Source organism: Streptomyces sp. NPDC049813 (assembly GCF_044465085.1).
In the GTDB taxonomy this organism is placed as follows: domain Bacteria; phylum Actinomycetota; class Actinomycetes; order Streptomycetales; family Streptomycetaceae; genus Streptomyces.
The window spans coordinates 247,224-267,153 of record NZ_JBITLI010000004.1 but is presented as its reverse complement, the minus strand read 5'-3'; the positions used below and the strand labels follow the sequence as shown (position 1 = coordinate 267,153).

General features: G+C 72.2%; 16 protein-coding genes and 1 pseudogene. 7 read left to right on the top strand and 10 right to left on the bottom strand.

Annotated features, from left to right (window positions below; genetic code table 11):
• The first annotated feature begins 91 nt into the window (after positions 1–91).
• Entirely contained in the window at positions 92–2,371 is a 2,280-nt protein-coding gene (locus ACIBW6_RS11590) for a transglycosylase domain-containing protein (RefSeq protein ID WP_399059046.1), read from the top strand.
• A 54-nt stretch (positions 2,372–2,425) separates the two neighbouring features.
• Here the strand turns inward: ACIBW6_RS11590 and ACIBW6_RS11585 are convergent, their stop codons facing one another.
• The 5 genes from ACIBW6_RS11585 to ACIBW6_RS11565 form a co-directional block, all read right to left on the bottom strand.
• Positions 2,426–4,432 (bottom strand): SpoIIE family protein phosphatase, encoded by a 2,007-nt coding sequence (locus tag ACIBW6_RS11585; RefSeq protein ID WP_399059045.1) that lies wholly within the window; start codon positions 4,430–4,432, stop codon positions 2,426–2,428.
• A 37-nt stretch (positions 4,433–4,469) separates the two neighbouring features.
• A complete protein-coding gene (locus tag ACIBW6_RS11580; protein WP_399059044.1) occupies positions 4,470–4,628 on the bottom strand; it encodes a hypothetical protein in 159 nt (52 codons plus the stop codon).
• Positions 4,629–4,958: 330 nt separating this feature from the next.
• On the bottom strand, positions 4,959–5,639 hold the full coding sequence (locus ACIBW6_RS11575) for a DUF402 domain-containing protein (protein ID WP_399059043.1): 681 nt from the start codon (positions 5,637–5,639) through the stop codon (positions 4,959–4,961).
• An 83-nt stretch (positions 5,640–5,722) separates the two neighbouring features.
• Positions 5,723–7,108: a class II fumarate hydratase gene (locus tag ACIBW6_RS11570; protein WP_399059042.1), complete on the bottom strand. Its 1,386-nt coding sequence runs from the start codon at positions 7,106–7,108 to the stop codon at positions 5,723–5,725.
• Positions 7,109–7,192: 84 nt separating this feature from the next.
• Positions 7,193–8,863 carry a fumarate hydratase gene (locus ACIBW6_RS11565; protein WP_399059041.1) on the bottom strand — a complete coding sequence of 557 codons (1,671 nt, stop codon included), beginning with the start codon at positions 8,861–8,863 and terminating at the stop codon, positions 7,193–7,195.
• A gap of 165 nt (positions 8,864–9,028) precedes the next feature.
• On the opposite strand from ACIBW6_RS11565, the gene ACIBW6_RS11560 reads away from it, so the two are divergent.
• A complete protein-coding gene (locus ACIBW6_RS11560; RefSeq protein ID WP_399059040.1) occupies positions 9,029–9,724 on the top strand; it encodes a DUF1707 domain-containing protein in 696 nt (231 codons plus the stop codon).
• Positions 9,725–9,885: 161 nt separating this feature from the next.
• Positions 9,886–10,257 (top strand): WhiB family transcriptional regulator, encoded by a 372-nt coding sequence (locus ACIBW6_RS11555; protein WP_399059039.1) that lies wholly within the window; start codon positions 9,886–9,888, stop codon positions 10,255–10,257.
• A 105-nt stretch (positions 10,258–10,362) separates the two neighbouring features.
• Here ACIBW6_RS11555 and glpX read toward each other — a convergent pair whose 3' ends face one another.
• Positions 10,363–11,397 carry a class II fructose-bisphosphatase gene (gene glpX, locus ACIBW6_RS11550; protein WP_399059038.1) on the bottom strand — a complete coding sequence of 345 codons (1,035 nt, stop codon included), beginning with the start codon at positions 11,395–11,397 and terminating at the stop codon, positions 10,363–10,365.
• Between the two features lie 193 nt (positions 11,398–11,590).
• On the opposite strand from glpX, the gene ACIBW6_RS11545 reads away from it, so the two are divergent.
• Positions 11,591–12,136 carry a DUF4245 domain-containing protein gene (locus tag ACIBW6_RS11545; protein ID WP_399059037.1) on the top strand — a complete coding sequence of 182 codons (546 nt, stop codon included), beginning with the start codon at positions 11,591–11,593 and terminating at the stop codon, positions 12,134–12,136.
• A gap of 92 nt (positions 12,137–12,228) precedes the next feature.
• Here the strand turns inward: ACIBW6_RS11545 and ACIBW6_RS11540 are convergent, their stop codons facing one another.
• The 3 genes and pseudogenes from ACIBW6_RS11540 to xseA all read right to left on the bottom strand — a co-directional run.
• Complete coding sequence (locus ACIBW6_RS11540; RefSeq protein WP_399059036.1) at positions 12,229–12,819, bottom strand: malonic semialdehyde reductase; 591 nt, start codon at positions 12,817–12,819, stop codon at positions 12,229–12,231.
• A 130-nt stretch (positions 12,820–12,949) separates the two neighbouring features.
• Positions 12,950–13,189, bottom strand: coding sequence for an exodeoxyribonuclease VII small subunit (locus ACIBW6_RS11535; RefSeq protein ID WP_399059283.1), 240 nt, complete (start codon positions 13,187–13,189; stop codon positions 12,950–12,952).
• Positions 13,190–13,878: 689 nt separating this feature from the next.
• Positions 13,879–15,078 (bottom strand): annotated as a pseudogene (gene xseA / locus ACIBW6_RS11530) (exodeoxyribonuclease VII large subunit); the annotation flags it as partial.
• Positions 15,079–15,213: 135 nt separating this feature from the next.
• On the opposite strand from xseA, the gene ACIBW6_RS11525 reads away from it, so the two are divergent.
• Complete coding sequence (locus ACIBW6_RS11525) at positions 15,214–16,626, top strand: collagen-binding domain-containing protein (protein WP_399059035.1); 1,413 nt, start codon at positions 15,214–15,216, stop codon at positions 16,624–16,626.
• Positions 16,627–16,710: 84 nt separating this feature from the next.
• Here the strand turns inward: ACIBW6_RS11525 and ACIBW6_RS11520 are convergent, their stop codons facing one another.
• Positions 16,711–18,072 carry an APC family permease gene (locus ACIBW6_RS11520; RefSeq protein ID WP_399059034.1) on the bottom strand — a complete coding sequence of 454 codons (1,362 nt, stop codon included), beginning with the start codon at positions 18,070–18,072 and terminating at the stop codon, positions 16,711–16,713.
• Positions 18,073–18,153: 81 nt separating this feature from the next.
• Between ACIBW6_RS11520 and ACIBW6_RS11515 the strand changes: the two genes are divergently transcribed.
• Complete coding sequence (locus ACIBW6_RS11515; protein ID WP_399059033.1) at positions 18,154–19,152, top strand: 4-hydroxy-3-methylbut-2-enyl diphosphate reductase; 999 nt, start codon at positions 18,154–18,156, stop codon at positions 19,150–19,152.
• A 31-nt stretch (positions 19,153–19,183) separates the two neighbouring features.
• On the top strand, positions 19,184–19,930 hold the full coding sequence (gene ppgK, locus ACIBW6_RS11510) for a polyphosphate--glucose phosphotransferase (RefSeq protein WP_399059032.1): 747 nt from the start codon (positions 19,184–19,186) through the stop codon (positions 19,928–19,930).

Genomic DNA, 19,930 nt, shown 5'->3' with positions numbered 1-19,930 from the left:
AAGTCGCGGTGTTAGCTTCATGAGCTGATTCGGCACGGAAGTGCACGGAAACGAGACCTGGTCACGAACGAGAAGCGGAGCAACTGAGGTCATGGGCCGAGCGGATGCGAGAAATGCGCGCAAGCGCGCGGCGCGGCCGTCGGGCATACGCCGCTTCTTCACCTGGAAGAAGCTCCTCGGAGCGTTCTTCGGGCTGGTACTGCTGATCATGGGCGCGTTCGTCGTGCTGTACATGGTGATCGACGTGCCGGAGGGCAACTCCGACGCCACGATGCAGAGCAACGTGTACAAGTACAGCGACGGCACGACCCTGGCCCGCGTCGGCGACGTGAACCGGGAGATCGTCGACCTGTCCGACGTGCCCAAGGAGGTCCAGCACACCTTCGTCGCGGCCGAGAACAAGACGTTCTACAAGGACAAGGGCGTCGACCTGAAGGGCACCGCCCGCGGCGTCCTCAACACGGTCACCGGCAAGGGCAAGCAGGGCGGCTCGACCATCACCCAGCAGTACGTGAAGAACTACTACCTCACGCAGGACCAGACCGTCACGCGCAAGCTGAAGGAACTGGTCATCTCGCTCAAGGTCGACCGCAAGAAGTCCAAGGACGAGATCCTCGCCGGCTACATCAACACCAGCTTCTACGGCCGCAGCTCCTGGGGCATCCAGGCCGCCGCCCAGGCCTACTACCACGTCGACGCCTCGAAGCTCACCGTCGAGCAGGGCGCCTACCTCGCCGCGCTGCTCCAGGCCCCGAACCAGTACGACTGGGCGCTCGCCTCCGACACCGGCAAGGAGCTGGCCAAGCAGCGCTGGAACTACGTCCTGGACAACATGGTCGACATGCACTGGATCAGCGCGAGCGACCGCCAGGGCATGAAGTTCCCCGTGCCGAAGCAGCCGAAGGCCGCCGCCGGGCTCCAGGGCCAGGAGGGCTACCTCTACGAGGCGGCCAAGGAAGAGGTCAAGAAGGAGCTGAACCTCACCGACGAGCAGTTCGGTGCGGGCGGCTACACCGTCACCCTCAACATCGACCGCAAGAAGCAGAAGCAGCTGGAGAAGTCGGTCGCGCAGCAGCTGACGGACAAGCTGCACCCCAAGAGCGACAAGACCGACGCGGCTGTCCAGGCGGGCGCCGTCTCCGTCGATCCGAAGACCGGCAGGATCCTCGCCATGTACGGCGGCAGAGGCGTCAGCGAGCACTGGACCAACAACGCCACGCGCACCGACTACCAGCCCGCCTCCACCTTCAAGCCGGTCATCCTCGCGGCCGCCCTGGAGAACAACGCCAAGACGCAGAACTACCAGTCGATCAAGGCGAGCACCGTCTACGACGGCACCAACAGGCGCCCCGTCGTCGCCGACGGCAAGAAGGTCGGCTTCGCCCCGCCGAACGAGGACGACCACAGCTACGGCGACGTCACCGTGCAGACCGCCATGAACAAGTCCATCAACTCCGTCTTCGCCCAGATGGGCGCCGATGTCGGGATGGAGCAGGTTATGGAGACGGCGAACAAGCTCGGCATGGACGACGGCGACCTCAAGCCGTATGCGGCGCAGACCCTGGGCACCATGGGCGCGAGCCCGCTGGAGATGGCCGGGGTCTACGCGACCCTGGACAACCACGGCAAGCAGGTCACCCCGAGGATCGTGAAGTCCGTGACCAAGCAAGGCGAGGACATCCCGCTGCCGAAGCCGGCTGCCGAGCAGGTCATCAGCCGCGGCGCCGCCGACTCGGTCACCTCGGTCCTCACCGGAGTGGTCGACGACGGCACGGCGCGTGAGTCGGTACGCAACAACCCGGCGCGCGCCGGTCAGAAGGTGGCGGGCAAGACGGGTACGTCCGACTGCAACAGGTCGGCCTGGTTCACCGGCTACACCCCGGACCTCGTCACCTCCGTGGGTCTGTTCGGTGAGGCCGCCGAGGCGGGCACCACGCAGTGCGGGACCGACAAGCCGGTGAAGGTCGGCAAGGGCGGCCACGTCTCGATGCAGGGCGCCGCGGGCGGCGGCCGCGTCGACGGCGGCAGCTTCCCCGCCCGGATCTGGGCCGCCTACACCTTCAACGCGTCCAGCGCCTCGGCCAAGTTCGACCTGGACACCGACATGGGTGCCGCGGTCCAGCCGACGACGACAGCGCCGGCCCCGCCGACGACGCCGCCCACCAGCTCGGCCCCGCCGAGCCGCACGCCGTCCTCCACGCCCCCGCCCTCCACCCCGACGACCCCGTCCCAGACCCCGACGAGCGAGTCGCCGTCCGGCGGCCCTTCGGACACCCCGGCGCCGCCCACCGGCTCGGGTTCGCCCACCTGGGGCATTCCGGAGAACCCGGCGGAAGGCCTTGACGACGGTAGAGGCGACAACCGGCCTTAGCGCGTCACCGCCGGTGCGGCGGGGGCGCCCGGCGCCGTTCCTCACGGAGCCGGCTCAGGCCCCGCCGCCCGGCCGTGCCAGCTCGAACCAGACGACCTTGCCCGTGCTCAGCCGGGTCGCTCCCCAGCGCCGGGCCAGCCGGTTGACCAGGAACAGGCCGCGGCCGCCCTCGTCGGTGGCCCGGGCCTGGCGCTGGCGCGGCAGCTGCGGCACGTCGTCGCCGACCTCGCAGCGCAGCACGTCGGTCCGGAGCAGCCGCAGCGTCACCGGACGCGAGGCGTACCGCACCGCGTTGGTGACGACCTCGCTCACCAGCAGCTCGACGGAGTCGGTCATCTCCTCCAGGCCCCAGCGCGACAGCGCGCTGCGGGCCAGCCGCCGGGCCCGGCCGGGCGCCGCGTCCTCCGGGTCCAGGAACCAGTACGCGACGTCGCTCGGCGCGATCCCGTCGAAGCGGGCCGCCAGCAGCGCGATGTCGTCGTCCCGGTCCCCGGGGCCCAGCATGTCGAGGACGTCGTCGCAGAGCGCCTCCAGCGGCGGCGGGTGGTCGGGGCCGGTCAGCTGGGCGGTCGCGGCGAGCCGCTCGCGCAGCTGCTCTATGCCGGTCCACACGTCCCGCAGCCGCGACTCGACGAGCCCGTCGGTGTACAGCAGCAGCGTCGCGCCCGCCGGGGCGTCCAGCTCGACCGCCTCGAAGTCGACACCGCCCACGCCGATCGGCGCCCCCGGCGGCACCCGCAGCACCTCGGCGCGCCCGCCGAGATGGAGCAGGACCGGCGGCGGGTGCCCGGCGTTGGCGATGGTGATGCGGTGCGAGACCGGGTCGTACACGGCGTACATGCACGTCGCCATCCGGTCCGTGCCGAGCCGCTGCGCCTGCTCGTCGAGGTGGTGCAGCACCTCCTGCGGCGGCAGGTCGAGCCCGGCCAGGGTCTGCGCGGTGGTGCGCAGCTGACCCATGATCGCCGCCGAGGTCATCGAGTGGCCCATGACGTCCCCGACGACCAGCGCGACCCGGCTGCCCGGCAGCGGGATCGCGTCGTACCAGTCGCCGCCGACCCGGGCCGTCTCCGCCGCGGGCAGATAGCGGGAGGCGAGCCGCACCCCGGTCGGGCGCGGCAGCGTCTCGGGGAGCATCGTGCGCTGCAACTCATCCGCGATGTACGCCTCGCGCCCGTACAGGACGGCCTTGTCGATGCCGAGCGCGCTGTGCGTGGCCAGCTGGCCGGCGACGAGCAGATCGTCGCCGTCGAACGCCGGGCGGTTGGGGTGGCGCAGGAAGACCGCCGCGCCGATCACCCGCCGCCGCCCCCGCAGCGGCGCCAGGATCGCGCGGCGCCCGGTCGGCACCGCCCGCTCCCCGCCCAGCAGTTCGGGCAGGGCGGCGAGCGCCGCGGGCGAGTCGGCGAAGACCGGCCGCACGCCGCGCAGCACCTCGGCCAGCGCGCCGCCGGCCCGCACCTCGCACAACTCCGCGCTGTCCGGTGCCAGTTCGATCGGCGGCACGACGACCGTCGCGGCCGGCACGCCGTCCGTGTCGGTGTCGTCCATGGCGTCGGGCACCCGGTCGGTGCGGCGCAGCCGCAGCACCATCGGCCCGGTCGGGCGCTCGTCGCCGACCGGCAGCGGCTCGCGCAGGTAGACGAGGATGGCGTCCGCGAACGTCGGCACCGTCGCCCGGCACAGCCCCATCACGATCTCGTCGAGGTCGATGCCGCGCGCGATCCGGCGGGTGGCGGCGCCGACGAAGCGCAGCCGGTCGCCGTCGCGGCGCATCGCCGTGGGCTGTCCGGCCGGACGCGGCAGGCCGGTGCGCCGCTCACCGCCCTCCGGCGGGCCCGAGGGACGCACCGGCTCGGGCGAGGGCGACTGCGGCTGGGTGTGCTCGGCGTCGGCCGGGGCCGGGGAGGGCGCGGGGGAGCGGCGCGGCTGTTGCGGCAGACCGTCGCCCGCGGGGGCCACGGAGGCCCCCGGGGTACGCCGCAGGGCCCCGCGGGGATCGGCGGGGCGGGCCGCCGTGCCGTGGTGGCGGCCTTCGTGGGAGGTCGGGTGCTCCGTCACGCGTGTCGAATCCGTCCGTCCGGGGCTGCGCGCCGTGTCACTGGCCGGTGCGTCGGCAGTTGAGGAACAGCTCGTGCTCGGGTGAGGCGTCGGCGCTCGCGGGAGCGTACGCGTCCGTCTCCTCCCCGGTGATCTCGAAGTCCGCGTCGCGCACGACCTGGCGCGGTTCGTCCCGCAGGAGACCGGATACCCGCATCCTGTGCCCCGGGAACGGAATTTCCCGGTCGGCCGGTCCGGTCCCGGCCGGGGGCAGCGGCAACCGGCCACCGGCCGGCGGCGGTGGGCACGGCGGCCGCGGGACGCGCGGGTCCGGACCCGTCCGCCCCGCCCGGCCTGTGCGCTCCACCCACGTTCACGGTCCAGCCGCCCCTCGATGACCTCGGTGACATCGTGTCAGACCTATGTCAGACGTATTGGAGACGCGAAGAGTTGCGGTCGGACAGCGTTTTCCTGCATCTCTTCGCGGCACTGTGCGCTGTTGCGGAGGACGATCCTACGTTTTCCCCCCGGGGGCGCATCAAGGGTCTCATGAGGACACGTGCGCGGGCGTACGGTCCCAGTCGGTGGGCAGTTCGGGGACCGGCCACGCCGGATCGGGCCGCCAGTGCTCCCAGCCGTCCGAGAACGGCTGCCCCCACGCCTCGATCACCGCGACCGCCCGGCGCCCCGCCGCCCGCACCCCGGCGGCCCGCTCGGCGCTCATCAGCCCAACCGCCTGCGCCTGGGCGAACTCGTCCTCGTCGTGCCAGCGCCAGCTGCGGTCCTGGTACACCGACAGGTCGAGGAAGTGGTCCTCGGAGTCGACGCCCCCCGACCACCGGGTGCGCGGCTCCTCCAGGTTCACGTACCAGTTGCGGAAGGACCAGTCCGGCTCCCAGAAGAGCCACACCGACCAGGGCTCGCCGGGCCGCGCCAGCTTGAGCACCCCGGCCCCGGCCCAGCGGCCGCGGCGCAGGGCGCGCGGCCGGGTGTAGCGGGTGGCGAGCGGCTCGCGGTGCACCGGGGAGCCGTCGGCCATGACCGGCTTCACGCACTCGGTGCCCGGCGCCATCCACACGGCGAGCAGGTCGGCGGTGTCCTGGACGACCGTGACGGGCCGACAGATGTGGAAGTCCGTGCTCCCGTTGGCGCGATAGCGCCACAGGATCGGCTTCCCGGGCACCCATCGCCCGCCACCCTCGCCGTCGGTCCGGCCCGCGTCTGTCATGGGCAGATATTAGGTGCCGTTGGCATACGACGCTGCGGTCCGGGTCACGAAACACGTCATCCGGCCACCCGGTGCCCCCGGGGTCACGGGCGGGTCATCCGCAGCACGTCCAGCGCCTCGTCGAGCTGCTCCTCGGTCAGGTCGCCGCGCTCCACGTACCCGCCCTCCAGGACGACCTCGCGGATCGTGCGGCGCTCGGCGAGCGACTTCTTGGCGACCTTGGCGGCCTCCTCGTAGCCGATGTACTTGTTGAGCGGCGTGACGACGGACGGGGAGGACTCGGCGTACTCGCGGGCCCGTTCGCGGTTGGCGGTGATGCCGTCGACGGTGCGGTCGGCGAGCAGCCGGGTCACGTTCGCGAGCAGCCGGACCGACTCCAGGACGTTCTTCGCGATGACCGGCAGCATCACGTTCAGCTCGAAGTTGCCGGCGGCGCCCGCCGTGGCGACCGTCGCGTCGTTCCCGATGACCTGCGCGGCGACCATCAGCGTGGCCTCGGGGATGACCGGGTTGACCTTGCCCGGCATGATCGACGAACCGGGCTGCAGGTCCGGCAGGCTGATCTCGGCGAGCCCGGTGCGCGGGCCGGACGCCGCCCAGCGCAGATCGTTGGCGATCTTCGTCAGGCCGACCGCGATGGTGCGCAGCTGCCCGCTGGTCTCCACGATCCCGTCGCGCGCGCCCTGCGCCTCGAAGTGGTCGCGGGCCTCGGTCAGCGGCAGGCCCGTGGCCCGCGCGACCTCGGCGATGACGGCGGCGGAGAAACCGGCCGGGGTGTTGATCCCGGTGCCGACCGCCGTGCCGCCCAGCGGGAGTTCGGCCAGCCGGGGCAGGGACGCGGTGAGCCGCTCCACGCCGTAGCGGACCTGCGCCGCGTATCCGCCGAACTCCTGGCCGAGCGTCACCGGCGTGGCGTCCATCAGGTGCGTACGCCCGGACTTCACCACGTCCGCGAACTCGGCCGCCTTGCGCTCCAGGGCGGCGGCCAGGTGCTCCAGGGCGGGGATCAGGTCGTGGGTCACGGCGGCGGTCGCCGCGATGTGGATCGACGACGGGAAGACGTCGTTCGACGACTGCGAGGCGTTGACGTGGTCGTTCGGGTGGACGTCCCGGCCGAGGCGCTCGGTGGCCAGCGTGGCGAGCACCTCGTTGGTGTTCATGTTGGACGAGGTGCCGGATCCTGTCTGAAAAACGTCTACCGGGAACTGCTCGTCCCAGCGCCCCTCGGCGACCTCGGCGGCTGCCTCCGCGATGGCCCGCGCGATGTCCTCGTCCAGGACGCCGAGCTCCGCGTTGACCTGGGCGGCCGCCGCCTTGATGCGGGCCAGCGCCTCGATGTGGGCGCGCTCCAGGCGCTGCCCCGAGACGGGGAAGTTCTCCACGGCGCGCTGGGTCTGGGCCCGCCACTTCGCGTCGGCGGGCACCCGCACCTCGCCCATGGAGTCGTGCTCGATCCGGTAGTCAGTCATACCTCGTACAGCACGGGGCCGCGGCGAGGTGTTCCCGGAGCTGCGCCGGACGGGTCCCGCGCCGCGGGACCCGTCCGGCCGCGGTCAGGCGAGGCCGGGGCCGCGCACCGGGATGTGCGTGAACGTCGGCTCGGGCGCCGGGTTCTGGAAGAAGTCGTTGCCCTTGTCGTCGACGACGACGAACGCCGGGAAGTCCTCGACCTCGATCTTCCAGACGGCCTCCATGCCGAGCTCCTCGTACTCGACGACCTCGACCTTCTTGATGCAGTCCTGCGCGAGGCGGGCGGCCGGGCCGCCGATGGAGCCGAGGTAGAAGCCGCCGTGCGCGGCGCAGGCGTCGGTGACCTGCTGCGAGCGGTTGCCCTTGGCGAGCATCACCTTGGAGCCACCGGCGGCCTGGAACTGCTCGACGTAGGAGTCCATGCGGCCGGCCGTGGTCGGCCCGAAGGAGCCCGAGGCGTAGCCCTCGGGCGTCTTGGCCGGGCCCGCGTAGTACACCGGGTGGTCCTTCAGGTACTGCGGCATCTCCTCGCCCGCGTCGAGGCGCTCCTTGATCTTGGCGTGCGCGATGTCGCGGGCCACGACCAGCGGGCCGGTCAGGGAGAGCCGGGTCTTGACGGGGTGCTTGGTCAGCTCGGCGAGGATGGCGTCCATCGGCTGGTTGAGGTCGATGGAGACGACGTCGCCCGCTTCGTCGAGGTGCTCGTCGGTGGTCTCCGGCAGGAAGCGCGCCGGGTCCGTCTCCAGCTGCTCCAGGAAGACGCCCTCTGCGGTGATCTTCGCGACGGCCTGGCGGTCGGCCGAGCAGGAGACGGCGATGGCGACCGGGCAGGAGGCGCCGTGCCGGGGCAGGCGCACCACGCGCACGTCGTGGCAGAAGTACTTGCCGCCGAACTGCGCGCCGATCCCGATCTTCTGCGTCAGCTCGAAGACCTTCTCCTCCAGCTCCTTGTCGCGGAAGCCGTGGCCCAGCTCGGAGCCCTCGGCCGGGACGTTGTCCAGGTAGTGCGCGGAGGCGTACTTGGCGGTCTTCAGCGCGTACTCGGCGCTCGTCCCGCCGACGACGATCGCCAGGTGGTACGGCGGGCAGGCGGCCGTGCCGAGCGAACGGATCTTCTGCTCCAGAAACTTCATCATGGAGGCCTCGTTCAGGACGGCCTTCGTCTCCTGGTACAGGAACGACTTGTTGGCCGAGCCGCCGCCCTTGGCCATGAAGAGGAACTTGTAGGCGCCGCCGTCGGTCGCGTACAGCTCGATCTGCGCGGGCAGGTTCGAGCCGGTGTTCTTCTCGTCCCACATGGTCAGCGGGGCCATCTGCGAGTAGCGCAGGTTCAGGTTCTGATAGGCGTCGTAGATGCCCTTGGAGAGCGCCTTCTCGTCCTCGCCCTCGGTGAGCACGTTCTGGCCGCGCTTGCCCATCACGATGGCGGTGCCGGTGTCCTGGCACATCGGGAGCACGCCGGCCGCCGCGATGTTGGCGTTCTTCAGCAGGTCCAGCGCGACGAACTTGTCGTTGCCCGACGCCTCCGGGTCGTCCACGATGCGGCGCAGCTGCGCGAGGTGGGCCGGGCGCAGGTAGTGCTGGATGTCGTGGACGGCCTCCTCGGCGAGCTTGCGCAGCGCCTCCGGCTCGACCTTCAGGAACGTACGGCCGTCCGGCCCCTCGGCGGTGGTGACGCCCTGGGCGGTCACCAGGCGGTAGGGCGTGGTGTCCTCGCCCTGGGGGAGCAGATCGGTGTACGCGAACTCAGGCATCTCGCCCATTCCTCACTCGGCAGACAGCGGCTGGCATTCATCGGCAGCGCGCGTCCAGCGTAGAACCCGGCCGGAGCGCCGGGTCTGTGAGGTAAGGCTCAGTCGACCCGGATCGAACGCCACGGCCCCTAGTCGCGATCTATCGCGTTTGGGTACGCTGCTGTCGTGGACCTTGAGAAGCGCCCCCAGCCAAGCGCCCCCGCGGCGGAGCCGACCGACCTGCGCGCCTCCGACGCCGACCGCGACCGCATCGCGGACATCCTGCGCGAGGCGCTCGCCGAGGGCCGGCTCGACGCCCAGGAGCACGCCGAGCGGATCGACGGCGTCTACCGTGCCAAGACGCTGGGCGAGCTGGAGCCCCTGGTCCGGGACCTGCCCGGCGCGCACGCGGCCCGCTCCGCGGCGGCCGGCCCCGCGCCCCGCCCGGCGGCGCCCGGCACGATCCCGGCCGTCCCCGGCGAGAACCTGGTGGCGGTGTTCAGCGCCACCACCCGCAAGGGCCGCTGGCGGGTGGGCCGCCGCACGCACGCGTACGCCGTGTTCGGCAACATCGAGATCGACCTCAGCGAGGCCATCTTCGAGCACCCGCAGGTCTACATCCGCGCGGTCTCGGTCTTCGGGAACGTGGAGATCCGCGTCCCCCAGAACATCTCGCTGCGCGGCAGCGGCGGCGGCGTCCTCGGGAACTTCGAGGTGGACACCCTGGAGGCGGCGGACCCCGCGGCACCGGTCGTCCACGTCGAGGGCGTCGCCGTCCTCGGCAACATCGAGGCGCGCCCCAAGCGCGGGAAGATCATCCAGGATCTGCACCGCTACGTCGGCCGGTATGTCGACAAGCAGCTGCGCAAGCACCTCGACTGACCGGACCGCGCCGACGGCGAACTCCCCTGTGCAACTCCCCTGTGCACGTGCGTACTTCCGCGCTTCGGAACTCAGTGCATAGGCGCCGACACAGCGGGTAGAGCTTGCTGCATCGTCTCTCGCTCGCGAAAGCCGTCGTAAGCCGTCGTCAGGAGTAGACCGTGCTGCATCCGCCGCATCAGTCCCTGCAGGTCGCCGCCGTACCGCCCCAGCGAGTGCCCGTGGGGGACAGGGACCAGGACGCACCGTGGCACACGGAGGCCGTGTGCAGGCGCGACGAGGCGGGCCTCTTCTTCGCCCCGTCCAAGGAGCCGACCGCCGCGCGGCTCTCCCGCGAGGAGGCGGCCAAGCGGGTCTGCGCCCGCTGCCCGGTCCTGGTCGAGTGCCGCGAGCACGCCCTGCTCCAGCCGGAGCCGTACGGTGTGTGGGGCGGCCTCACCGCCGCCGAGCGCCGCGTCGTCCTGGCCCGCAGGCGCCGCCGCGAGGTCGAACTGCAGAAGGCGGCGGCCCCCACGGTGGCGGCCGCCGGATAGCCGGTACGCGTACGTGATCGGGGGCGCCCTGGGCCGGGGCGCCCCCGATCACGTCTGCGCGTGGCGGCGCCGATCACGTACGCGCGTGGCGGCGTCGGAGGCGTCCTACTTGGCCCGGTCGAAGTCGACCGCGCTGTACGCCCGGAGCTTGCTCAGCCGGTGCTGGGAGTCGATCTGCCGGATCGTGCCGGACTTGGAGCGCATCACCAGGGACGACGTGGTCGCCGTCTCGGAGCTGTAGCGCACCCCGCGCAGCAGCTCGCCGTCGGTGATGCCGGTGGCGACGAAGAACACGTTCTCCCCGGAGACCAGGTCGTCCGTGGAGAGCACCCGGTCCAGGTCGTGCCCGGCGTCGAGCGCCCGCTGCCGCTCCGCGTCGTCCTTCGGCCACAGCTTGCCCTGGATCGTGCCGCCCAGGCACTTGATCGCGCAGGCCGAGATGATCCCCTCGGGGGTGCCGCCGATGCCCAGGAGCAGGTCGACGCCGGAGTCCTCGCGCACCGCGAGCACCGAACCCGCGACGTCGCCGTCGGAGATCAGCTTGATCCGGGCGCCGGTCTCCCGGACCTCCTTGATGATGCCCTCGTGGCGCGGCCGGTCCAGGATGACGACGGTGACGTCCTCGGGCGAGGCCTTCTTCGCCTTGGCGACCCGGCGGATGTTGACCGAGACCGGCGCGTTGATGTCGACGTAGTCGGCGGCCTCGGGCCCGGCCACCAGCTTGTCCATGTAGAAGACGGCCGACGGGTCGAACATCGTGCCGCGGTCGGCGGCGGCGAGCACCGCGATCGCGTTCGGCATGCCCTTCGCGCAGAGCGTCGTGCCGTCGATCGGGTCGACGGCGATGTCGCACTCGGCGCCCGTCCCGTCCCCCACCCGCTCGCCGTTGAACAGCATCGGCGCCTCGTCCTTCTCGCCCTCGCCGATGACGACGACGCCGTCCATCGACACGGTGGAGACGAGGGTGCGCATGGCCCGCACGGCCGCGCCGTCCGCGCCGTTCTTGTCGCCGCGCCCGACCCAGCGGCCGGCGGCCATCGCCGCGGCCTCGGTGACGCGGACGAGCTCCAGGGCGAGGTTGCGGTCCGGGGCCTCCGAGGGGACCTCGAGTTCGGACGGAAGCTGGTGTTGCTCGGTCATCGAGACGCACCTTTCTGTTCCGGCGTTCCACCGGGATACGACGACGGCCGGATGAGGGTTATGGAGGGGACTCTATCGTCCGTATGACAATCTGAGCAGACCACCCCACGGATGAGCGGACCGGTGCGGGCCCGGCGGCGGGTTCCGGGACCTCCCGCCACTGATCGTCGGGACACCTGCGACGATGGGGCGCGTGGCAGGAAGAAATGGCAAGAAGACGGTCGGCAGCCTGGTCCTCTCGCTCGGCGTCTGCGTCGTCGCGGCCGGAGTCGCGTACGCGTTCATCCCGCACGACGCCTCCAAGGAGACGCCGGTCAAGCGCGTGGACTACCGCATCGAGCTGCTGACGGCCCGGCGCGCGGCCTCGTACCCGGTGGCCGCCCCCACGGGGCTGCCGAAGAGCTGGAAGCCGACGTCCGTGCGCTACCAGGGCGAGCCGAACGAGGCCTGGCACCTCGGCTTCCTCGACCCGGACACCGAGTACGTCGCGATCGAGCAGTCGACCGACAAGCCGGTCCGGTTCATCGACGACGCCAGCCAGGGCGCCGAGGAGACCAGCCGCACGCAGACCATCGACGGCCGTACGTGGCAGCGCTACGAGGGCGACAAGTACGACGCGCTGGTACTGAAGAGCAAGGGCTCCACGACGCTGGTGACCGGCACGGCGGGCTTCGGTCAGCTGACGAAGATGGCCGAGGCGCTGGAGCTGAAGCGGGACGCGGGCGGCGACGCCTCGTAGCCGTGGCGGGCCCTCGCGGCTCCTGTGGAGCCGCGGGCGCACGGGAAAGGCCCCGGCGGTCGCTGCCGGGGCCTTCTCGTGTGCGGGGGACCTCAGACGGTCGTGATGACCTGGTCGAGCTCCAGGCGCGGGGAGCGCGGGAACCAGGCGTCCTCGCCCGGCTTGCCGATGTTGATGATCATCAGCGGGGTGTGGTCGTCGTCCAGGAACTCCTTCTGGACGCCGGCGAAGTCGAACCCGGTCATCGGGCCCGCGGCCAGACCGGCGGCGCGCACGCCGACGATGAAGTAGCCGGCCTGGAGCGTGGCGTTGACCAGCGCGGCCTGCTCGCGGACCGGGCGCTCGGAGAAGAAGGCGTCCTTGGCGGCCGGGAAGTGCGGGAGCAGGGCCGGGAGCTCCTCGTGGAACTCGTTGTCCGCGGAGAGGATCGCGACCAGCGGGGCGGCGGCGGTCTTCGGCCGGTTGCCCTCGGCCATGAGCGGCACGAGGCGCTCGCGGGCCTCGGGGGAGCGGACCAGCGTGACGCGCAGCGGCGACTGGTTGAAGGCGGTCGGGCCGAACTTGACCAGGTCGTAGATCGCCTGGACCTGCTCGTCGGTCACCGGCTCGTCGGTGAACGTGTTCGCGGTGCGGGCCTCGCGGAAGAGCAGGTCCTGGGCGGCGGGGTCAAGAACGAGGGACATCGATCAACCTTCTCGGTACGGACGTGGCGGCCGGGGTGATCCGATCCGTCCGGATCGGCCGCTGGGACGACAGTACGCGGATGAGGTTCAACTTTCAACCAAACCCTGGGTGACCCTCTTCACTCCCGCCTCACTCCTCCTCGGGGGCCGCCTCACCGTCGCCCTCCTGGGCCAGCGCCGCGTCGAGCCGGGCCCGCGCGCCGTCCAGCCAGCGCCGGCACACCTTCGCCAGCTCCTCGCCCCGCTCCCACAGGGCGAGCGACTCCTCCAGGGAGGTGCCGCCGGTCTCCAGCCGCCGGACGACCTCGATCAGTTCGTCCCGCGCCTGCTCGTAGCCGAGGGCCTCGTCGGCCGTCTTCGTCGTCGCCATCGTGGTGTCGTCCGTCCTCACGCCCGGTCGTGCCGGATCTCGTCGGCACCGGCACCCACGCGCTCCTGCGCGGGGGTGCCGGTGGGGTCTGCTGGGTCTCCGCCGGGGGGCGCGACGGGGGTGTCCGCCGGGGTGGTGCCGTGATCGGTCCTGGCGGCGCCGTCCGGCGGAGTGGCGTCGTCTCCTGCGGCGACGCCGCCCTCCTGGGCTGCGGCGCTTTCAGGGGTGGTGCCGTTCGCCGGGTTGGTGCCGTCTCCGGTAGCGACGTCGTCCGCCGGGGCTACGGCGCCCTCCGGGATGCCGTCATCCGTCGTGGCGGTGTCGGCCTCGACGGGCGTGCCGGCCTCCGGCGTGGTGGTGCCGTTCGCCGGGTTGGCGCCGTGCCCCGTGGCGATGTCGTCCGCCGTGGCTGCGGCGCCTTCCGGGGTGGTGCCGTCGGCCGGGTCGGCGCCGTCTCCGGTAGCGACGTCGCCCGCCGGGGCTACGGCGCCCTCCGGGATGCCGTCATCCGTCGTGGCGGTGTCGGCCTCGACGGGCGTGCCGTCGTCCGTCGTGGTGGTGTCGGCCTCGACGGGTGCGCCGGCCTCCGGCGTGGCGGTGCCGGGTGCCGAGGGCGCGCCGACCTTCGGGGCCGTGGTGGCGGTCGTCCCGGGATCGGCGCCCGGCAGGGCGGCATCGTCGTGGTCCGTCACCTCCACCGTCAGCTCGCCCTCCGCGACCCGGGCCCGCAGCCGCTCGCCGGGCGGGGCCTCGGACGGGGCGCGGACCACGTGGCCGTCCGCCTTCTGCAGGACCGCGTACCCGCGCTGGAGCGTGGCCGCGGGGGAGAGGGCGACCACGCGCGCGTGCGTGTGCGTCAGGTCGGACTCGGCGCGGTCCAGCAGGTGGCCGAGGGTGCGGCGGGCCCGTCCGGCGAGCGCCGCGACCTGCTCCTCGCGCGCCTCGACCATGCGGTGCGGGTCCTGTATCGACGGCCGCGACAGCGCCGCGGTCAGCCCGCGCTCCTCACGGTCGAGGAACCCCTCGACACTGCGCCGGGCCCGGTCGCGCAGCCAGCGCACCCGCTCGTACTCCTCGCCGACGTCCGGCACCACCTTCTTCGCCGCGTCGGTCGGCGTCGAGGCGCGCAGGTCGGCGACCAGGTCGAGCAGCGGCGTGTCCGGCTCGTGGCCGATCGCGGAGACCACCGGCGTCCGGCACGCGGCGACCGCCCGGATCAGCTGCTCGTCGGAGAAGGGCAGCAGATCCTCCACGCTGCCGCCGCCCCGCGCGACGACGATCACGTCGACGTCGTCGAGCGCGTCCAGCTCCTTGACGGCCTGGACGACCTGCGGCACGGCGTGCACCCCCTGCACCGGCACGTTGCGCACCTCGAAGCGGACGGCGGGCCAGCGGTGCCGCGCGTTCTCCAGCACGTCCCGCTCGGCGGCCGACGCGCGGCCGCAGACCAGGCCGATGAGCTGCGGCAGGAACGGCAGCGCCTTCTTGCGGTCGGCGGCGAAGAGCCCCTCCTGGCCCAGCGACCTCTTCAGCTGCTCCAGCCGCGCGAGCAGCTCGCCGACGCCGACCGGGCGGAGCTCGGCGGCGCGCAGGGAGAGCTGCCCCCGCGGCGCGTACCACTCCGGCTTCGCGTGCACGACGACCCGGGAACCCTCCCGCACCACGTCCGCCACCGCGTCGAACACCTGCCGGTAGCAGGTGACCGCGACCGAGATGTCGTACGACGGATCGCGCAGCGTCAGGAACACCACACCGGCGCCGGGCCGGCGGGACAGCTGGGTGATCTGGCCCTCGACCCACACGGCGCCGAGCCGGTCGATCCATCCGCCGATGAGACGGGAGACCTCGCCCACGGGGAGCGGGGCGTCCGGGGACGTGTTGGCAGCCATGCCGCGAGGGTAGTCGCCGCCACCGACAGCCAGGCGGGGCACTCGGCGGCCATGTGGGGCACTCGGGTACTTCTGGCCCCGGTCCGCGGCGTGACTCCCCGGCCCGAGGCGACGACGTCCCTAGCGTCTGCCGGTATGACAAAAGTGATCAGAACAGCAATTCCGGTCGCGGCGACCTGCGCCGTCTGCGCGGGCGGACTGCTGCTGACCGCGGGGCCGGTGAACTCCGCGCCCGTCGCCGCCCCGCGGGCCGCCGTCTCGCTGGGCAACCCGGTCGCCGGCAACAACAGCTTCGGCGTCGTCACCGAGGAGGACGCCTACCTCGGCAGCACCGAGTCCGAGGGCCCCGTCGCCGTCGGCGGCGACCTGCGCTTCGGCGCGGGCTACAACGTCTCCCTGAACACCCCCGGCACCTTCACCGCCCCCGGCGACTCTCGCCCCACGGCCCTGCTCGTCGGCGGCCAGGTGCGCTACGACGAGAGCGACCCGGCCGGTGTCCTCAAGGTCCTCCAGAACGGCTACGTGAAGATCGGCGACATGACCGGCGGCCACGCCCTGGACACCGATTCCAACGGAGCCTCCGTCAACACGCACGTCGACGCCGCCGGCGACCCCTACGACGCCACACCCCGGATCGAACTGACGACGCACGAGGCCGCGGCGAAGGTCGGCCCCGCGAACCTGATGGACTTCCCCGGCCTCTTCAGCACGTACCGGGACCGCGCCCACGCGATGGCAACCTGCGCGAACAACGTCACCCTGCTCGACGGCAACGGCGATCCGCTGCCCGACCAGACCACCATCGCCCCGGGCTCCCAGATCAAACTGCGGCTCGACCCCGGCCGTACCAACGTGCTGCACCTCACCGGCGAGATGCTCGACAACATCTCCACCCTGACGCTGCTCAACCAGCCCACGGCCGCCGCGCCGCTGGTGTTCGTCGTGGACACCGACGCGGAGGGCGGCGACTACACGTGGCACGCGCCGACCATGGCCGGGGTCGGGAACTCCCAGACGCACATCCTGTGGGACTTCCCGGACGCCACCCGGATCACCAACCCCGACGGCGACGAGATCGAGGGCACCATCTACGCGCCCAGCGCGGAGTTCATCGACCTGGACCCGTCGAACATCGAGGGCGACGTCATCGTGAAGTCCCTGGTCCAGGGCTCGACCGCGGCCGTCGGGGGCAACACGACGAACGCGGGGGAGATCCACTACCACCCGTTCGACGGGAATGTCCGGTGCGAGGACGAACCGACGCCCACGCCGACGCCGACCCCCACCCCCACGAAATCGTCGGACGACTGGACGGCGACCCCCACGCCGACGCCCACCGAGCCGACACCGACCGGCCACACGGGCACGCCCACGCGCCCGGCCCCCACCAGGCCCGGCAGCCCCAGCCCGACCGGCCCCGGACTCGCCGACACCGGCGCCGACCGGCACGCCACGCAGATCCTCGGCGGCATCGCGGCGGCCCTCGTCGCCACCGGCACCGGCATCGTCGCCCTCACCCGCCTGCGCAGGAACGGCCGCCACCGCTGACCCCGGCCAGGACCGTCCCAGCCCAGTCCGGGCCGGGACCTCACCGCTGACACGCAGCCCCCCCCGGGGCGGGCCGCGGCTCCCTCACGCCGGGTCCGCCGCCCGCCCCCGCTGCGCCACCAGCACCACGAGCCCCACGACCAGCCACACCGCGCCCACCACCTGCGCCGCGCCCGACGCCTCCACGATCACCGCGACCGTGATCGCCGCGCCCAGCACCGGTACCAGCAGGTGCCGCCACCAGCTCAGCGCCTCGCCCCGGCGGCGTACCGCGAAATAGCCGACCACGCTGGCGTGCAGCAGCGTGAACGCCGTCAGCGCGCCGATGTCGACGACCGACACCAGGTGGTCCATCCCGTCGTCGCGCCGCGCCGCCCACACCGCCGCGACCAGCGTGATCACCGCGGCGATGAGCAGCGCCGCGCGCGGCACCCCCGCGTTCGTCCGCGACAGCGCCTTCGGCAGCCGCCGGTCCCGGGCCATCGCGAACAGCAGCCGGCCCGCCGCGGCCTGCCCGGCCAGCGCCGCGAACGCCGCGCCGATCGCCTTGCTCACCGCCACCAGGTCGTGCAGCCACCCGCCGACCGACGCGTCCACGGCGTCGTAGAACGCGGACCCCTGCTTGCCGGGATCGGCCGCCAGCTGCGCCGACGTCGTCGGCTCCAGCAGCGCCACCAGGTACGTCTGCACCACGAACAGCACACCCGTGAACGCCAGGCAGAACAGCACCGCCCGCGCCACCTTCGCCGAGCCGCCCGTCACCTCCTCCGCGAACGTGGCGATGGCGTCGAAGCCCAGGTACGACAGCACGGCCACCGACACCGCGCCGACCACCGCCGACAGCGCGAACGCGCCCTGCGTGCCGTCCCCGGTCAGCGGCGACAGCCAGTCCCGCTGCGCGCCGTCCCGCGCCAGCACCACGACCGCCGAGACCACGAAGACCAGCAGCACCACGATCTCCAGCGCGAGGACCGCGAAACCGACCCGGGCCGCGGCGCGCACGCCCCACAGGTTCAGCAGCGTCGTGATCAGCACCGCGAGCGCCGTCCACACCCAGCGCGACACCGAGGGCACCAGCGCGTTCATGGCGATCCCCGAGAAGAGGTACGCCACCGCCGGGATCAGCAGGTAGTCGAGCATCGCCATCCAGCCCGCGATGAACCCGGGCCCCTTCCCGAGCCCCACGCGCGCGTAGGCGTACACCGACCCCGCCCGGGGAGCGACCCGCACCATCTGCGCGTAGCTGAACGCAGTGAAGGCCATGGCGACCGTCGCCACGAGATAGACGAGCGCGACCGCGCCGTGCGACTTCGCGTCCAGGGTGCCGAAGACGCCGACCGGCGCCATGGGGGCGATGAAGAGCAGCCCGTAGACGACAAGGTCCCGGAAGCCCAGGTCCCGGCGGAGCGCGCCGTCCGGGACCTCGGGGGCGGCTGGTGCGGACATCGTGCCTCCGTAGAACGCGGGCCTCCAGTCTCCCCATGTGGGGGATCTCCGGCCTCCTGGATGCGGCCTTACGATGGGGGCATGACTGCTACGACTGGCTCCCGCCGCGTCCTGCTCGCCGCCCCCCGTGGCTACTGCGCCGGTGTGGACCGTGCCGTGATCGCCGTCGAGAAAGCCCTGGAGCAGTACGGCGCGCCCATCTACGTCCGCCACGAGATCGTGCACAACAAGTACGTCGTGCAGACCCTGGAGCGGAAGGGCGCCGTCTTCGTCGAGCGGACGGAGGAGGTCCCCGAGGGCGCCATCGTGATGTTCTCCGCGCACGGCGTCGCCCCGACCGTCCACGAGGAGGCCGAGCGCGGCAAGCTCGCCACCATCGACGCGACCTGCCCGCTGGTCACCAAGGTCCACAAGGAAGCGATCCGCTACGCCAACGACGACTTCGACATCCTCCTGATCGGCCACGAGGGCCACGAGGAGGTCATCGGCACCTCCGGCGAGGCCCCCGACCACATCACGCTGGTGGACGGCCCCGAGGACGTCGACAAGGTCGAGGTCCGCGACCCCTCCAAGGTCGTCTGGCTCTCCCAGACCACGCTCTCCGTGGACGAGACGATGGAGACGGTCGACGCCCTGAAGACCAAGTTCCCCGGCCTCGTCTCGCCGCCCAGCGACGACATCTGCTACGCCACGCAGAACCGTCAGCTCGCCGTGAAGCAGATGGGCGCCGAGTCCGAGCTGGTCATCGTCGTCGGCTCGCGCAACTCCTCGAACTCCGTCCGGCTCGTCGAGGTCGCCAAGCTGGCCGGCGCGAAGGACGCGCACCTGGTGGACTACGCCTCCGAGATCGACGAGGCCTGGCTGGAGGGCGTCACCACGGTCGGCGTGACCTCCGGTGCCTCCGTCCCCGACGTCCTCGTCGAGGAGGTCCTGGAGTACCTGGCGCAGCGCGGCTTCGCGGACGTGGAGATCGTCAAGGCGGCCGAGGAGTCCATCACCTTCTCGCTGCCCAAGGAGCTCCGCCGCGACCTGCGCGCCGAGGCCGCCGCGCTGCTGGAAGGTTCCCGCGTCGGCAAGTGAACCCGGCCGCCGTCGTCGTACGGTGGTGCCCATGGAGATCTTCGGTGTGGACATCGGCGGTTCCGGGATCAAGGGCGCCCCGGTCGATCTGGAGCGCGGCGATCTCGCCCAGGAGCGGTACAAGGTGCTGACCCCGCACCCGGCCACCCCCGAGGCGGTCGCGAAGGGCGTCAAGGAGGTCGTCGACAGCTTCGGCGCCCGCCCCGACCGGGTCGGCATCACGTTCCCGGGCGTCGTCACCGGCGGTTCGACGATCCGGACCGCCGCCAACGTCGACAAGAGCTGGGTCGACGTCGACGCGCGCGCCCTGCTCGGCGCGGAGCTGGACGGGCTGCCCGTCACGGTCCTGAACGACGCGGACGCGGCGGGCGTCGCCGAGATGGAGTTCGGCGCGGGCCGCGGCCGCAAGGACACGGTGCTCATGCTGACCTTCGGCACCGGTATCGGCAGCGCCCTGTTCAGCGAGGGCGTCCTGGTCCCCAACACGGAGCTGGGCCACCTCGAACTCGACGGCCACGACGCCGAGCGCCGCGCCTCCACGAAGGTCAAGGAGGACCACGACATGTCCTGGGAGCACTGGGCGCACCGCGTCCAGAAGTACCTGGCCCACGTCGAGATGCTCTTCTCCCCGGACCTGTTCGTCATCGGCGGCGGCGTCAGCCGCAAGGCCCATAAGTTCCTGCCGCTGATCGAGGGCATCAAGGCGGAGATCGTGCCGGCGCAGCTGCAGAACAACGCGGGGATCGTGGGAGCGGCCAGGGCGGCGTCGCGCGGCTAG